At 70.4% G+C, this 16,162-nt stretch carries 11 protein-coding genes, 1 tRNA gene and 1 pseudogene; 10 read left to right on the forward strand and 3 right to left on the reverse strand.

All coding sequences use genetic code 11. The features are described 5' to 3' along the window. The 4 genes and pseudogenes from AB4039_RS32315 to AB4039_RS32330 form a co-directional block, all read left to right on the forward strand. Positions 1–322, forward strand: a pseudogene (locus AB4039_RS32315) (type VII secretion-associated serine protease mycosin); the annotation flags it as partial. Between the two features lie 29 nt (positions 323–351). After that, positions 352–762 (forward strand): hypothetical protein, encoded by a 411-nt coding sequence (locus AB4039_RS32320; RefSeq protein WP_442272443.1) that lies wholly within the window; start codon positions 352–354, stop codon positions 760–762. 9 nt (positions 763–771) lie between these two features. Further along, the gene (locus AB4039_RS32325; RefSeq protein WP_442272444.1) at positions 772–3,120 is read left to right on the forward strand and encodes a hypothetical protein; all 2,349 of its coding nucleotides are present in this window, start codon (positions 772–774) and stop codon (positions 3,118–3,120) included. Next, complete coding sequence (locus AB4039_RS32330; RefSeq protein WP_442272445.1) at positions 3,117–3,860, forward strand: hypothetical protein; 744 nt, start codon at positions 3,117–3,119, stop codon at positions 3,858–3,860. The genes AB4039_RS32325 and AB4039_RS32330 overlap by 4 nt, the downstream gene beginning before the upstream one ends. A 59-nt stretch (positions 3,861–3,919) precedes the next feature. Here the strand turns inward: AB4039_RS32330 and AB4039_RS32335 are convergent. Then, positions 3,920–3,991, reverse strand: a tRNA-Cys gene (locus AB4039_RS32335). Between the two features lie 171 nt (positions 3,992–4,162). On the opposite strand from AB4039_RS32335, the gene AB4039_RS32340 reads away from it, so the two are divergent. The 4 genes from AB4039_RS32340 to AB4039_RS32355 all read left to right on the forward strand — a co-directional run bounded on the left by AB4039_RS32340 (position 4,163) and on the right by AB4039_RS32355 (position 8,374). Beyond that, a complete protein-coding gene (locus AB4039_RS32340; protein WP_442272446.1) occupies positions 4,163–5,752 on the forward strand; it encodes an MFS transporter in 1,590 nt (529 codons plus the stop codon). A gap of 35 nt (positions 5,753–5,787) precedes the next feature. After that, positions 5,788–5,988: a hypothetical protein gene (locus tag AB4039_RS32345; protein WP_442272447.1), complete on the forward strand. Its 201-nt coding sequence runs from the start codon at positions 5,788–5,790 to the stop codon at positions 5,986–5,988. Between the two features lie 80 nt (positions 5,989–6,068). Beyond that, positions 6,069–6,446 carry a type II toxin-antitoxin system death-on-curing family toxin gene (locus tag AB4039_RS32350; protein WP_442272459.1) on the forward strand — a complete coding sequence of 126 codons (378 nt, stop codon included), beginning with the start codon at positions 6,069–6,071 and terminating at the stop codon, positions 6,444–6,446. A 143-nt stretch (positions 6,447–6,589) separates the two neighbouring features. After that, on the forward strand, positions 6,590–8,374 hold the full coding sequence (locus tag AB4039_RS32355; protein ID WP_266839298.1) for a DEAD/DEAH box helicase: 1,785 nt from the start codon (positions 6,590–6,592) through the stop codon (positions 8,372–8,374). A gap of 78 nt (positions 8,375–8,452) precedes the next feature. Here AB4039_RS32355 and AB4039_RS32360 read toward each other — a convergent pair whose 3' ends face one another. Continuing rightward, positions 8,453–9,505, reverse strand: a complete 1,053-nt coding sequence (locus AB4039_RS32360; RefSeq protein ID WP_442272448.1) for a hypothetical protein — start codon at positions 9,503–9,505, stop codon at positions 8,453–8,455. Between the two features lie 368 nt (positions 9,506–9,873). Between AB4039_RS32360 and AB4039_RS32365 the strand changes: the two genes are divergently transcribed. After that, entirely contained in the window at positions 9,874–10,515 is a 642-nt protein-coding gene (locus tag AB4039_RS32365; RefSeq protein WP_008742627.1) for an IclR family transcriptional regulator, read from the forward strand. Positions 10,516–10,918: 403 nt separating this feature from the next. Next, positions 10,919–11,716 (forward strand): S16 family serine protease, encoded by a 798-nt coding sequence (locus tag AB4039_RS32370; RefSeq protein ID WP_442272449.1) that lies wholly within the window; start codon positions 10,919–10,921, stop codon positions 11,714–11,716. 92 nt (positions 11,717–11,808) lie between these two features. On the opposite strand, the gene AB4039_RS32375 is transcribed toward AB4039_RS32370, so the two are convergent. Continuing rightward, positions 11,809–15,807, reverse strand: a complete 3,999-nt coding sequence (locus AB4039_RS32375; RefSeq protein ID WP_442272450.1) for a ricin-type beta-trefoil lectin domain protein — start codon at positions 15,805–15,807, stop codon at positions 11,809–11,811. Positions 15,808–16,162 lie beyond the last annotated feature (355 nt).

The raw sequence follows: 16,162 nt of genomic DNA on the forward strand, positions 1-16,162 counted from the left end.
CCTGCTGAACACCGCCGGGAAGCCCGTCGACGGGGCCGGGCGGAACGACTACGTCGGGTACGGCGTCGTGCGGCCGAGGGTTGCCGTTCCCACGCCCGGGGATCCGGGGCCCGCGGACGTCTACCCGCTTCCCGATCTGGCGGCCGCCGCCCCTGGCGGGAAAACGACGGAAACTGGCGCGTCCAAGCCCGTACCGCTGCCCGAGGCGAGCGTTAAAAAGAGTGACGGCAGTAGCCTTCCGTGGATCGCCCTCGGGCTGGGTGCCTGCGTCGTCATCGGCGGAGCCGTGACCGCCGTCGCCGTACGCCGCAACCGCCGCTGAACCGAACCCGACCGCCCCTGGAGGCCCGGATGTCGTTCGACGAGGAATGGGCCGCCGCGCGCACCACCGCAGCGGCCAACGTCTCCACGCGGCTCAACCAGGCCCCCGGCACCGGCGGCCAGGACCTCGAACTCAACCAGGACCACATCGGCGCCGTCGGCACCGAGGCCCATACGCTGCACTCCCGCCTCCAGACCGATGGCAAGCACGCCGCCACCGCCACGGCCGAAGCCGCCGGCGCGCTCGGCAAGGAGGGCTTCGCGAGCGGGGCGGCCCTGACGAGGCTCAACTCCCGCTGGGAGAGCCAGGTGAAGACCCTCGTCGCCGCCTGCGCGCAGATCTCCAATGGGCTGAACTACTCCCTCTCCTCGCACAACAAGGAGGAGCAGCAGCTCCACGCCGAGTTCACGACCTCGAAGCTCGACGAGTACCTCAAGTAGGCGGCGCCCGTGCTGACGTACGAGAACGTCCTCAACGCCCCGGTCGACAAGCTCCAGACGGCGGCCACCGACTGGCAGGCGATGGCCGCGAAGCTGGAGGAACTGGCCGAGGCGGCCCGCAACGGCATGAAGGCCAAGGCCGACAAGGCTGAGTGGAGCGGGGTCACCGCCGGGGTGGCGCGGCCGTTCGTGGCGAAGACGGCCAAGGAGTTCGAGGACGCCGCCAAGGAGGCCAAGGGCGTCCATCAGGCGCTCACCCAGGCCCACGCCACGTTCGCCTCGTCCCGCGACCGGCTGAAGAAGCTCTCCGAGGAGGAGGTGCCCGCCGCGGGCTTCCGGGTGGACGCCAAGGGCAGGGTGCAGGCCGCCCCCCTCGTCACCGAGGAGGAGCGCTACGCGGCCCGGCACGACCCCGACTACCAGGAGTCCATCCGCGTCAACCTGCCCCAGTGGCAGGCGAAGATCGACGCGGCCGTCGACGCCTGCGACGACGTCGACCAGTCGCTCGCCCGCCTCCTGGGCGCCGACGTCGCCGAGGACCACAACTTCAGCGCGCCCAAGTACGACGGCCTCGCCGCCGAACAGGCCGGCCGCGCCGCCGCCCTCGCGAAGAAGGGGCGGGACCTCTCCCACGCCGAACTCGTCGAGCTGAACGAGCTGCTGGCGGACAACGCGAAGGTCGCGGAGTTCTCGACGGCCTTCTACCAGGAGCTGGGGCCCAAGGGCGCGCTCCAGTTCTTCGGCTCCATGTCGACCGACACCCAGGAGTGGGGCAAGGTCGACGAACAGCGGCTCAAGGACGTCCGGGAACTCCAGAAGAACCTGGGCCTGAACCTGGCGACGGCAACCCGCTCCACGTCCGAACCGCACCTCCCCGACAGCTATGCGCAGGAACTGCGCAAGCTCGGCACCCAGCACATCCCGCTGGCGAAGTACGACCAGAACCCGCCCTACGGCTACCAGCTGCTCGGCGGGATCATGCGCTACGGCAACTACGACCCCAAGTTCCTGGTCCCCATCGCCGAACACGCCACCCAGATCCACGCGAAGGACCCCGACTTCTTCAACGGGACCCGCCGCCTGGACGGTCTCGGCAAGAACCTGTTGAACCCCTCCGGGATCAACGGCGCCGGATACGACCCGGTGGTCAGCTTCCTGGAGGCACTGGGGCACAGCCCGGAGGCGTCGGCCGAGTTCTTCGACCCCCGCAGAACGCTCCATGCATACGGCCAGGACGGCACGGAGAAGCCTGGCCACCCCGACCTGGGCAAGGACGCGAAGGGCAAACCGGTCACCGGGTACCTCGACTTCTTCGCCAACGAGAAGTACGACTACACCATCGACATGGAAGGCACGGACTTCGACGACCTGAAGAAGGTCGAGAAGCACATGCCGGACGCCCTGGGCCACGCCCTGGAGGCAGCCGCACTCGGTCACGCCTGGGACGACCCCCAGCCGGAACTCAACCGCACCGAGACCGGTGCGCGGGTCATGCAGGCGGTAGCAGCCAAGTACGGCGGCGATGCAGGGCTCCTCAAGCACCAGGAGGTCCTTGCCGACAGTCTTGGCACCATGACGGCCGGGTACATCGACGACATCAACCAGGCACTCGATGGCCACGGAACGCAGAGCGTCTTCGCCGGGGCAGACGGTGGCAAGCAGGCGCACATGGAGATCGAGCGTGACGGCGCCCGTGACCTGCTGGCCGCCCTCGGACAGCACCCGGATGCGTACGCCACCGTTTCCACCGCGGAACGGGTCTACTCGGCGAGTGTCCTGGAGAGTCAGGCCGAGCAGGACGGCAGGATCGACGAGGGCCGGGCCCGATCGACGATCCGTACGACGGCCGAGGTGCAGGGAATTCTCGACGAGTCCAGGGCGGAACAGGTCAGAGGCGTCGGCGAGAAGAAGCACGAGGAGTTCGAGAAGGCGCACGAGCAGAGTTCCGCCTGGGTGGAGTTCGGCACTACGGCGGCCATCGCCGGTGGTGTGGCCTTTCTGCCTGCCACGGCGGCCGCCGCCGGTGCGGCGGCGATCGTTGTTCCGCTGGCCGTCGACGTCGGCACCGGCGCCGTGGAGCAGGCGGCTGCGGGGGTCGTCGGGGACTGGTCCGACGAGGCCAAGGAGAAGCACAAGGACAAGATCGACGGCGAGACGCACGACAGCAACAAGGCGATGTTCCAGGCCGGTGAGCACAGTGCGGAGGCGCCGATGCGGGAGTTCATGAGGCGTCACGACGTCGATCCGAACGGCGACTTCGGCAACGATTTCATCGAGTCGATGCGCATCGGCTACGAATCCGGCAACTCCATTGCCCGGCAGCAAGGCCATGAGGCGCAGACGAAGGGCGTCTCGTGAACGGCGGTCGGATACGGCGCCCGCTGGCGGGCCCGTCCGTATGGGTGGCTGCCCTCGGCGTGGCGGCTGCGGGCTGCTCATCAGGGGAAGCGGAACCGCCGACAAGGATCTCCGCCCCGCAGACGTTCTCCGCCGACCGGGTCTGCGGTGGTCTCTTCGCGGGCGAGGGCGGGAAGGCGTTGGAGCGGATCCTGGAGTCCACGAACTTTCGGTTCCTGGACGAGAAGGCGAACCGGGACCTGAGGTCCATCGCGCAGACGATGGAGGACGCCTATCGGTCCGGCAAGAGGATCCGGGACATGCCCCAACCGGTCTGTGAAGTCGCGGGGCCGGACAAGGAGCGGCACATCCCCACAGTGCGCCTGATGTTCACCGCCTACAGCAAGCACGCGGGCGACCCGGTCGATTTCCCCGGCGTGAGCGACAGCGGCGTGCGGGTGTCGGCAGACGGCAAGCGGGTCTATTTCTCGTACGACTGCGTCAGCCCCCGGGTGGGCTCCACGGCGGACGTCCCCCTGCGGATCAGGATCTTGTTCCACGAGCAGTGGGACGAGAGCAAGGGCGCGACCGCCCTCGCCCAGGACTACCTGGCCGTCACCCACTCGGCGGCGCTCGCCGTAGCCAAGAAGCTCGGGTGCGTCGATGACGGCGGGCTCCCCGCCCGGGCGCAGGAGCTGCCGCCGTCGGCCGGAGCAGGCACGGGCGCCGGCTCGGCGGCCGCCGAGAGCCCCGCCCCCTAGGGCTCCCGCACACCGGTGAGGCCGCCCGGGGGAGGGATCCCCCGGGCGGCCTCGGTGAGAAGCCGTGACCGGAATCGAACCGGCGTAACTCGCTTTGCAGGCGAGTCCCTCAACCACTCGGGCACACGGCTGTGTGGTGGTGACGCGTACGACGCTACGGGCGGCCGGCCGCGGCGGGTAGAGGGGCGGGCGGGGTGCAATGTGACTGCCATGTCGCGTTCACAGTCCTAGGTCCCGGGGCGGAGGAGGGATCAGTCCAAAAGACAGGGGCGTCAGGCCGGTGTGGGCCTTACTCTGGGGCGATGAGCGCCCTTGAACCCCGGATATCCGTGCCCGACGCCGCCCCGCCCCCGCAGGGCGGCGTCCTCGGGCCCGCGTACCGGACGCTCAGTGTCGGGATGATCTCCGTCATCTTCCTGATCGCCTTCGAGGCCACCGCCGTCGGGACGGCCATGCCCGTCGCCGCCCGGGAGCTGGACGGGATCGGGCTCTACGCCTTCGCGTTCTCCGCCTACTTCACCACCAGCCTCTTCGGCATGGTCCTGTCCGGGCAGTGGTCCGACCGGCAGKGGCCGCTGCGGCCGCTCACCGTCGGGATCGGGGCCTTCGCCGCCGGGCTGGTGTGCTCCGGGACCGCCGTGGGCATGGGGGTCTTCGTCCTCGGGCGGGCCGTGCAGGGGTTCGGGGGCGGGCTGGTCATCGTCGCGCTCTACGTGGTGGTCAGCCGGGCCTACGAGGAGCGGCTGCGGCCCGCCATCATGGCCGCCTTCGCCGCGAGCTGGGTCGTGCCGTCCATCGTCGGGCCGCTGGCCGCCGGGACGGTCACCGAGCACCTGGGCTGGCGGTGGGTGTTCCTCGGCATCCCGGCGCTGGTCGTCGTACCGCTGGTGGTGGCCCTGCCCGCGATCCGGCGGACCGCCTCCGGGCCCGTCGACCCCGGGGCGGCCGTCGCGTTCGACCGGCGCCGGATCGGGTTCGCCTTCGGGATCTCGCTGGGCGCGGGGCTGCTCCAGTACGCCGCCCAGGACCTGCGCTGGCTGTCGCTGCTGCCCGGCGCCGCGGGCGTGGCCCTGCTGGTGCCGGCCGTGCGGGCGCTGATGCCGCGCGGGACGTACCTGGCCCGGCGGGGTCTGCCGTCCGTGGTGCTGCTGCGCGGGGTCGCGGCGGGGTCCTTCATCGGGGCCGAGAGCTTCGTGCCGCTGATGCTGGTCACCCAGCGGGGGCTGAGCCCCACGATGGCCGGCTTCTCGCTGGCGCTGGGYGGGGTGACGTGGGCGGTCGGCTCCTGGGTGCAGTCCAAGGGGCGGATGGCGCCGTACCAGGAGCGGCTCATGGTCGCCGGGATGGTCATGGTGGCCCTCGCCATCGCGGCGGCCCCGGCGGTGCTCATCGAGGCCGTCCCCGTCTGGACCGCGGCGCTCGCCTGGGGGGTGGGCTGCCTCGGCATGGGACTGGTGATCGGCTCCACGAGCGTGCTGCTGCTGAAGCTGTCGGCCCCGGAGGAGGCGGGGGCGAACTCCGCCGCGCTGCAGATCTCCGACGCCCTCGCGAACGTGGTGCTGCTCGCCGCCGTGGGCGCCGCCTTCGCCGGGCTCGGCGGGGGAGCGGTGGGGGCGGCCGGGCACACCCTGACCGAGGGTGCCACCGCCTCGCACCCCGCCGCCTTCCTGGCGGTGTTCCTGCCGATGGCGTGCGTGGCGCTGGTGGGGGCCTGGGTCGCGACCCGGCTGGACCCCGCCCCGTCCGAGACGGGCACCGACTCCGCCCCGGCCGTGACCGGCACCGACCCCGCCCAGGCCGAGACGGGCACGGACCCCGCCCAGGCGGCGCCGGGCACCGCCCCCGCCGAGACGGACCCCGCCCCCGCCGAGACGGGAACCCGGAAAAGCTGAGGGGGCGGGCGGCCCGAGGGGATAGGTTCGGCGGCATGTACGAGCTGACCCTCCCCCTCTCCGACGCCGAGCGCGCCGAGCTCTCCGACCTGGCCGACGCCACCGGCCGCACGCCCGAGGAGCTCGCGCTGGACGCCGTACGGGAGCACCTGCGGGCGGAGCGCGAGCGCGTCGGGGAGGCCGCCGCGCGCCTCGCCCGCGCCCACGCCCCGCTGCTGGAGAGGCTCGGGCAGTGAGCGCCGTGGACGGGCGCGCCGTGGACGGGCGCGCCGTGGACGGGCGCGCCGTAAACGGGGGAGCCGTGGACGGGGGAGCCGTGCGCCACCTCACCCTCGCCGAGGTCCTCGACCTCGCCCGGCACGCCTGCCTGGCCCGGGACCAGACCGTGGAACTGCGCGCCCCCGGGCTGCTGGAGTCCGCCGTGCACCGGCCCAGGGCGCGCATGTTCGGGGTGCCGGCCTACGAGGACCCGTACGAGCAGGCGGCCGCGCTGCTGCACGGCATCGCCGTGAACCACCCCCTGGTCGACGGGAACAAGCGCACCGCCTGGCTGGCCGCCGCCACCTTCCTCGCCGTGAACGGCATGGACCTCGCGGCGGTTGACCAGGATGCGGCGTACGACCTGGTCATCGACGTCGCCGCCGGGCACGAGGCCGATGTCGCCGTGATCGCGGACCGGTTGCGCGCGATGTGAGCGCCGGGAGGTTCCCGATGTGACGCTCGCCGCACCCGCCGAGGTCACGGGCCTGTCCCTCCGGGAGGGGCGGGCGGGGGCCGGTAAGGTGGCCCGGTTGTCCTACGTACGACCGCGACCGTGACTGAGACGAACCGGAGACCGTGACTACTACCGCCTCCCACCACCTCTCACCCGCCTTCCCCGGCCGCGCGCCGTGGGGCACCGCCAGCAAGCTGCGTGCCTGGCAGGAGGGTGCCCTCAACCGGTACATCGAGACGCAGCCGCGCGACTTCCTCGCGGTCGCGACCCCCGGAGCCGGCAAGACCACCTTCGCGCTGACCCTCGCGTCCTGGCTGCTGCACCACCACGTGGTGCAGCAGGTGACCGTCGTCGCGCCGACCGAGCACCTGAAGAAGCAGTGGGCGGAGGCGGCTGCCCGGATAGGCATCCGGCTCGACCCGGAGTACTCCGCCGGGCCGCTGAGCAAGGACTACCACGGGGTCGCCGTCACCTACGCGGGTGTCGGCGTGCGCCCGATGCTGCACCGCAACCGCTGCGAGCAGCGCAAGACCCTGGTGATCCTCGACGAGATCCACCACGCGGGCGACTCGAAGTCGTGGGGCGAGGCCTGCCTGGAGGCCTTCGACCCGGCGACCCGGCGCCTGGCCCTGACCGGCACGCCCTTCCGGTCCGACACGAACCCGATCCCCTTCGTCACGTACGAGGAGGGCAACGACGGGATCCGCCGGTCCTCCGCGGACTACACGTACGGCTACGGCAACGCGCTCGGCGACGGCGTCGTGCGGCCGGTCATCTTCCTCTCCTACAGCGGCAACATGCGCTGGCGCACCAAGGCGGGGGACGAGATCGCCGCCCGCCTCGGCGAGCCGATGACCAAGGACGCCATCTCGCAGGCCTGGCGGACGGCGCTGGACCCGCGCGGCGACTGGATGCCGAACGTGCTGCGCGCCGCCGACCAGCGGCTGACGGAGGTGAGGAAGGGCATCCCGGACGCGGGCGGCCTCGTCATCGCCTCCGACCAGGACTCGGCACGCGCGTACGCCAAGCTGATCCGCGAGATCACCGGGACGAAGGCGACCCTGGTGCTCTCCGACGACACGGGCGCCTCGAAGAACATCGACACCTTCAGCGGGAACGACGACCGCTGGATGGTCGCGGTCCGCATGGTGTCCGAGGGCGTCGACGTCCCGCGCCTGGCGGTCGGCGTGTACGCGACGACGATCTCGACGCCGCTGTTCTTCGCGCAGGCGGTCGGGCGTTTCGTGCGATCGCGCAGGCGCGGCGAGACGGCGTCCGTGTTCCTTCCGACGATCCCCTACCTGCTCGGCTTCGCGAACGAGATGGAGGTCGAGCGCGACCACGTCCTCGACAAGCCGAAGAAGCAGGGCGAGGAGGACCCGTACGCCGAGTCCGAGAAGGAGATGGACGAGGCGAACCGGCAGGAGGACGAGGACACCGGCGAGGACGAGCAGATGTCCTTCGAGGCGCTGGAGTCCGACGCCGTCTTCGACCGGGTGCTGTACGACGGCGCCGAGTTCGGCATGCAGGCGCACCCGGGCAGCGAGGAGGAGCAGGACTACCTCGGCATCCCGGGACTGCTGGAGCCGGACCAGGTGCAGATGCTGCTCCAGAAGCGGCAGTCGCGGCAGATCGCGCACAGCCGGCGCAAGCCGGACTCGGAGGCGGACCTGCTGGAGCTGCCGGCCGACCGGCGGCCGGTGGTGTCGCACAAGGAGCTGCTGGAGCTGCGCAAGTCGCTGAACACGATGGTCGGCGCATACGTCCACCAGAGCGGCAAGCCGCACGGGGTGATCCACACGGAGCTGCGCCGGGTGTGCGGCGGGCCGCCGAGCGCGGAGGCGACGGCGGGGCAGCTGCGGGAGCGGATCAAGAAGGTGCAGGAGTGGGCCACCCGGATGCGGTAGCGCGTCCGCGGGGGGTGTGAAACGCGGAACGGGGTCCGTGCGCTGCTGCGCACGGACCCCGTCCCGGCCGCTTGCTGCTTACGCGGTGGTGCGACGACGACGGCCGGTACCGGCGACGAGGGCCGCACCCATGGCGAGCGCGACGCCGCCGGCGCCGAGGGCCCAGCTGGTGGCCGCGTCGGTACCGGTCTCGGCGAGCTGGCCGCCCGTGTTGGTGGTGCCACCGTTGCCCGGGAGCACGATCGGCGTGGTGGTGCCACCACCGTTCGGCTTGCTGTCGTTGCCGCCACCGTTGTTGTGACCGCCGGTGTTGCCGCCACCGTTGTTGTGACCGCCGGTGTTGCCGCCGGTGTTGTTGTGACCGCCGGTGTTGCCGCCCGTGTTGCCACCGGTCGAGGCCGAGGTGATCTTCGAGTTGAAGAACTGTGTGTCGGACGCGAACGGCTCGTCCACGTCGTTGCTGCCGCCGGCGACGACGAACTGGATGTTGCCGACCGGAGCGTCCTTGCTGAACTTCATGCGCAGCTTGACGGTGAAGACCTCGCCCTTGTCGACATAGCTGTCGAAGACGGTGCCCGCCGTCTGGCCGGACGGGTCCTTGTCGGCGGCGACCCACTTCGTGCCGTTGAAGATCTGGATGTCGAGGTGCTTGGAGTGCAGGGTGTCGTCGTCGTTGCCGCCGAGGACGGCGAAGCCGTAGTCTTTGAACCCCTGGATGCCGGAGTTGTCGACCGTCAGGGTGACCTCCGTCCAGTCGCCGCCGGCACTGAAGCCGGCCGCGGGCAGGCCGCGCAGGCCCAGCTTCGGGCCCTCCTTGTACTCGTCCGCGTCCTCGGCGCCCTTGTCGCCGGGCTTCGCCGGGGCGGGCTTTGCGTCCTTCGCCGGGGCGGGCTTTGCGTCCTGGGCCGGGGCCGGGGTCTGCGCGGCCGGCTTGGCGTCGGCGGCCGGTGCGGCCGGGGTCTCGGCGGCAGGCTTGGCGTCGGCAGCGCCTACGGCGTCATCCTTCGGAGCCGCGTCCGGGGTGGTGATCGCCGGGTTCTGGACCTCGTCCGCCATGGCGGGCGTGGCCATGAGGACCGTCGGGCCCACCACGGCAGCGGCGGCGACGACGGCCATGCGCTTCAGCTTCACTTGTACTTCTTTCCCCTACGTGGGCACGGCGTCGCGCGCCCTGCCCACCCCCAAAAATCTTTTTGAACGTGATCAGAGTAAGGGGGCTGTAAAGCCGTTTTCCCTTGAGGAACATTACGAATTGGCACAGGCGTCAGCAGAAAAGGACACAAACCGACAGTAGGCGCCCGGATTCTGGACGAGGCCTTCCGCTGAGCGGACCCGCTCGCTACTGTCCCCGCATCGAACGCCCCGTGGCAGCGCCGCCGCGGGAGCGCAGCCGGTGCCATGGCCGCTACCGGCGGCCTCTCCGTGCGTCGCCGAGGGACCGGCAGCGCTCCACCCCGTGAGAGTCACCGCCGCCCACCCGAAGGAGAGGGAGAGGCGTCGTGACCGCGGAAACCTCCCAGACTCTCGATCGAGGGCTGAGAGTCCTCAAGCTGCTCGCCGACACAGACCACGGTCTGACTGTCACCGAGCTCTCCAACCGCCTCGGTGTCAACCGCACCGTGGTCTACCGACTGCTCGCCACCCTCGAACAGCACGCCCTGGTCCGCCGCGACCTCGGCGGCCGGGCCCGCGTCGGGCTCGGCGTGCTGCGGCTGGGACGTCAGGTCCACCCGCTCGTGCGGGAGGCGGCGCTGCCCGCGCTGCGCTCGCTCGCCGAGGACATAGGCGCCACCGCGCACCTGACCCTCGTCGACGGCACCGAGGCGCTCGCCGTCGCCGTCGTCGAGCCGACCTGGACCGACTACCACGTCGCCTACCGGGCCGGCTTCCGGCACCCGTTGGACCGCGGTGCGGCCGGCCGGGCCATCCTCGCCGCCCGGCAGGGCACGCTCATCGAGCCCGGCTACACCCTGACCCACGGCGAACTCGAAGCGGGCGCCAGCGGCGCCGCCGCCCCGCTGGTCGGCATCACCGGGCTGGAGGGCAGCGTCGGCGTGGTGATGCTGGCCGACGCCGTACCGGAGCGGGTGGGCCCGCGCGTGGTCGACGCCGCCCGCGAGGTCGCCGACGCCCTGCGCTAGCCGGTTGCCGCCGGCGGTGTTCCCCGGTGAGGGCACCGCCCGGGCCGCGGCCCGCCGCCGGGGAGCCCCCCCGGCGGCCGCGCGCGTGCGGCAGTACCTCGACGGCCGCCCGCCCCGGACGGCAACGTCCCGGCCCCCCCGTGCGCCCCGGCACCCGCGGCCCCGGATACAGGCGGCCCTGCACCCGCACGCCCCGGATACCGGCGCCTCGGCACCCGCACGCCCCGGACGGCCGTGTCCCGGCACCCGCACGCCCCGGACGGCTGTGTCCTGGCACCCGCACGCCCCGGACGGCCGTGTCCCGGCACCCGCACGCCCCCGGACCCGCACGCCCCGGACACCCGCGCCACCGGCACGGGCATGGGCACGCGGGCACGGCTGCGCGGCCCGATAGATTGGCCGGGTGCTCTCTCGCCTCACACGTCTGCCGCGTCCCGCCGCCCTGGCCGTCTGCGCCGCGCCCGTCGCCGCGCTGTTCGCGGTGGCCGCCCTCGCGCCACTGCCCTTCGTGATCGCCCAGCCGGGCCTCACGGCCGACGTGCTCGGCGCCCGTGACGGCAAGGCCGTCATCACCGTCACTGGCGCGCCCACCCGGGACACCAAGGGCCAGCTGCGGATGACCACCATCCAGGCGACCGGCCCCTCCAGCACCGTCACCCTTCCCGAACTGCTCGGGAACTGGTTCGACAGCACCCGGGCGGTCATGCCCAAGGGAGCCGTCTACCCGTCGGGCGGAAGCGACAAGGAGATCGAGCAGCACAACCTGGAGGAGATGACGCAGTCCCAGTCGGCCGCCGCCCAGGCCGCCCTCGGATACCTCCACAAGGACCCGAAGGCGGTCAAGGCCGACCTCAACCTCGCCGATGTCGGCGGCCCCAGCGCCGGACTGCTCTTCTCCCTCGGCATCGTCGACAAGCTCGACGGCGACGGCAGCGGCGGCGACCTCACCGGCGGGCGCACCATCGCCGGTACGGGAACCATCACCGCCGACGGGACGGTCGGCGCCGTCGGGGGAGTGGGCCTCAAGACCCAGGCCGCCCGCCGCGACGGGGCGACGGTCTTCCTCGTCCCGAAGGCGGAGTGCTCCGACGCCAAGGCCGAACTCCCCGAGGGGCTCCGGCTGATCCCCGTTACTTCACTGACGGGCGCGGTGGACTCGCTGCGGGCGCTTCAGCGGGGCGGGGAGGTTCCGGCCTGCTGAGGGCGGGGGCCAGGGACGAACGGACCGAGCGGGCGCATCCGGGGGCCTGAGGCTCCCGGACACGCCCGCTCGTCGTCAGACGCTCACCCAGGTCACCACAGAGGTACGGGCAGTGGAGCTGTGCTCAGTGCCGGAATGGTCCAGCGCTGCGGGTTGGTGGCGTTGCAGTCCCACAAGTAGAGCTGGGTGCCGCTCTGCATGTTGCTCGCGTCCACGCACCGTCCGGAGACCGGGTTGTACAGGCTGCCGTCCGCCCGGGGCAGGAACTGCTGAGCGGGGTAGCTGTGGCAGCCCACGATCTGGATCGGTGTGCCGTTGGAGGTACCGGCGCCGGTGGCGTCGAGGCACTTGTCCTGGTGGCGGATGGTCCCGTCGGCTCGGATGTCGAACTTCTGGGCGTTGCCGCCACCGATCATGTTGCAGTCCCAGGCCTGGATCTTGTTCCCGTCGACGGGCCGGCCGTTGTCGTTGTCCATGCAATGGCTCGGTTTGGCGGCGAGGGAGATGGGGCCGGTGGCTCCGGGCGCTGTGGGCGGGGCGGCGTAAGGGTAGACGGCCAGGTTGCTGACGCCGCCCTTGAGGCCCTCGTGGTAGTAGTCGGCCCTTCCGTTCTCCTTGTACCGGCCCAGGACGAGGGGGCCGCTTGGAGCGGGGCTGGTAGCCGCGTTGTGGTGGCCGACGGAGGCGAGCGTGCCGTTCACGTAGAGGCTCATCAGCCCGGTCTCCGCGTTGTAGACGGCGGTGAGCTGCTGCCAGGCGTCAGGGGTGTACCTGGCCGCGTCGTTGACGGTCTTGGTGGACCAGTCGTACGCGGAGCCGTCGACGTCGGCGTAGGTGAGCCCGAAGGCCCAGTTCCTCGAGTTGGGATCGGCGAAGATCGCGAAGGCGCTGTTGCGGTTGTTGTCCTGGCTGATGACGGCACCGCTGGCCCCCGGCTTCACCCAGGCGCTGATGGTGAAGCTCTGCCTGGTCTCCACGACGGGGGCTGCTGTGGTGATGGTCGACGCGCTCCCGTCGAAAGCGGCGTACGGGGTGTTCCGTCCGGCGATGGTGGCGGTGGGCCACGTGATCCCGGCCGCTTCCGCAGGGAAGCTTCCGATGCTGCTGGGCGTACTGGTGCTGCTGGACAGGCCGGTCAGCTTCCACTGTGCCTTGGGCGCGACGAGGTTGCCGACGAAGGACGGCGTCTGGTTGATGCCTGTGACATCGAGGGGCTGGCTGATTCCGGTGCCGTTGAAGGTCGCTAGCTGCTGGTTGGCGTCTACAGCCCACAGGTCGGCCAGCTTGTCCGAGGTGACGTCACCTGCCGAACCCAAGTTCGGGTAGGCGCTCTTGCCGATGCCCGTGGCGATCTTCACACGGCTGGTGGCGCCTCCCCAGGTGGTGGGGTCGAGCAGGCCATTGGGGCCCTTGCTGCCCAGAGTGCGGAAGACATCGCCGGAGGCGTCGTCTCGGAGCCACAGGTCGGGTACGTCGTCACCGTTCAGATCTCCGGGCGCGACAACGGTGAACTTGTCCCAGTCACCGTTGCCCACGAGGACCGGCTCACCGTTGCTGTCGAGGGTGTTGAAGACGCTGCCGTAGTAGGCCCAAAGCTGCTTGCCCTGCTTGACCAGAAGGTCGGCTGCCCCGTCGCCGTTGAGGTCGCCGGGCGTGATGATCTGATCGGCGTTGTGCCAGTGGTCGTCGCCGTTCCAGTCGCTCCCGTAGTCGCAACCGATGGCGGGGTTCTTGACGGGGCAGGCAACGGTGAGTTCGACGGGGTTGTTGACGACCGAGCCGAAACCGTTGTTGGGGTAGGTCCAGAGCTTCTTCTGGGTCATGCCGGACGGCTGCCGCAGCGAGACGAGGTCGTTGTAGCCGTCGCCGTCCCAGTCACCCTGAGTCCCGATCTGAGCCCCGCCGAGGGAGACGCCGCCCTCGGCCGCGGCTGAGAATTTGCCGTTTCCCTGGCCGGCATAGGTGAGCAGACTGCCCCGGGAGTCAACGGTCCAGATGTCGCGGTTGCCGTCACCGTTCAGGTCGTTCGGCCCGTCCCGGGACTGGGAGCGGTTGGCGTAGTAGAGGTAGGTTGCGGTGTCGGAACGGTTGCCGGCCTTGTCCACGGTGATCGCGTAGACGAAGTGTGGGCCGGCTCCGGGAGGTGTGATTGTCACGCTACGGTCAGGGTTGACTGCCTGGAGAGCGGGCTCGGCGTCTGTGTAGTAGAGGATCTCCTTCGCGTCGGTGACGCCGTTGGTGGAGAAGGTGAAGGTTCCGGGAGTGCGAGCCTTGCCCGTGGCCGCAGGCCAGCCGCTCCGGCCGTCGGGGAACTGCGTGGAACTGATCGTCGGGGGCTGGCTGGGGCGCGTGCGGTCGATGCGGAAGCCGCAGCTGGACGACCACTCGGAGTAGGCGTTGTCCTGGTCCTTGGTACGGACCGTCCAGGCGTACGTGCCGTCGGGCAGCGTAGAGTCCGGAACACTCCAGGTGGCGACCCTGCCCTTGGCGGCAGGGATGGTCTGGGTCGTCACCACCGGGGAGCCTCCGGGGAAGCTGCGCAGTCTGGACAGCTGGAACTCGGCTTCCAGGTTCCCTGCGTCAGGGTCGTCCACCGTCGCGTACAGGCTCACCCGGGCGTCACCGATGGTGGGTATGGGCTTGATTCCTGCGGCGAGGTTGCAAGGCCCGTTGGGGCTGACGCCCAGGTTGGTCGGCTTGCTGGGAGGATGGTTGTACTCCGTCTCCAGCGTGATCGTCTTCGGGTCGAAGCGCTTCCACTGGAACACGTCGCCCTCGTTCGAGGCGTAGAGCCCCAGCGTCACGCTGGACCACCCCTTGGAGGCGGACTCCTTCGCGGCCTCGGTGGCGTCGAACTCAAGGTTGCCCTGCGCGCATCCCTCGTAGCCCTTGGCTGCGGTGACCGTCGCGAGCCGTGTCCCCTTGCCCGGCTGGTTGTTCCACGTGGTCTTGGACGAGATGGGGCCGGTGGTCCACAGCTCCACCGGAGTCGCCGTGCAGGACCAGGACCAGGTCTCCTTCACGCGGAAGGTCGACTTCGAGACCAGGGCCCCCTTGATGTTCGAGGTGTCCAGCTGGAAGAAGGAGCGCGAGAGCCCGTTCGTGTCGCTCTCGTAGCCGACCCGGACGTCCTGCTTGGTGTTCCAGTACGAGTTGTTCGGCCAGCTCCGGTAGGCCCAGGCCCAGTTCTGGCGTTCGCCCCACGCGACCGAGGGGTCGATGTAGACGGGGTACTTCGTCTGCGCGCTGGACAGCAGGGCCTGGTCCGGCCGGATCTCCAGGGCGTCGCCGGCGACGGTCGTGGGCATCTGGGCGTCCTTGGCCCCTGACGGCGTCACGAACGCGTCTGAGGGCGCTCCGCCGCCGGTTCCGGGATCGGCGGCCAGGGAGCGCGCGGACGCCGCCGAGCGGGCCTGGGGAGCGGGCTCGGCTCCGGTGGTCGTGGAGTCCCACATCATGGGGGCCGAGGCGGTGAAGACGTTCTGCCCGGCAGGGTTGACCGCGGTCAGCAGTCCGGTCGTCGGGTCGCTGGTGACGTTGAGACCGACCGTGTCGAGCTTGAACTTCAGCAGCGCAAGATCGGGATGCTTTGCCGCCTCGGGCGTCTTGACCACCAGCAGCTGTGAGAAGCCCTCGACCTCGGCCTTGAGCTGTAAGTCCACGTCCGGCAGGACGTTCGGGTACGTGGCCACGTTCTCGGCCAGCGTCGGCTTCGGCAGTGGCTTGGGCCAGGTCAGCGACAGCGTGCGTCCGTCCCGTACGCCGGTCAGCAGGGGGCCCGTACCGCCGCCCGAGAAGGCGATCGAGACGGCCGACGCGTTCGGCGTGACCTTTCCGTCCGAGCCGAATCGCAGCGTCGGGTCGGACGCGACCCAGACCCCGCCCTGCCGCACCCGCACCGTCGTTCCGTAGCGCTTGACCGACCACTTGCCGTTCGGCAGCGCCCAGGTGTCCGAGGAACCCGTCCGCGCCGTCGCCAGCTCGTAGGGCTGACCAGTTTCTTTGGCCTTGGCGAGAGCGAAGTCCTCCGGGCTCATGGAGCCGTCGGCCACCGGGTCGGTGGCGGCGACAGCCGCGGTAGCAGGCTGCAATACGGCCAAACCGCTAGCTGCTATTGCGCCAATGAGAGTCATGGAAATGGCTCTCGACATCTCTTGCCGGCTGGGCTTTCCGGAGGAGGGTCTTTCAGTTTTCACCCGAACTCCAATCATCCGATATTCGCGGCGACTGTACTCGACCGGCTGCGGCAGAGGCACCCTGCGACCTGCAAGATTCGGTACTTCTGGGGTTTAATGTGGCGTTTTGATCCGGGAGATATGTTTTGTATTAATTGACGTTCCGCAACCTCGAATTCAAGCCATTGTCGGCGTGTCGGACTCGCGAATTGGGGCTGTTAGTCTGCGCCGGTAATTTCCTGGAAATGTGGGGTGGGGTGTGAGACGATCT

It is taken from the genome of Streptomyces sp. M-16 (genome assembly GCF_052114405.1).
Taxonomy (GTDB): Bacteria; Actinomycetota; Actinomycetes; order Streptomycetales; family Streptomycetaceae; genus Streptomyces.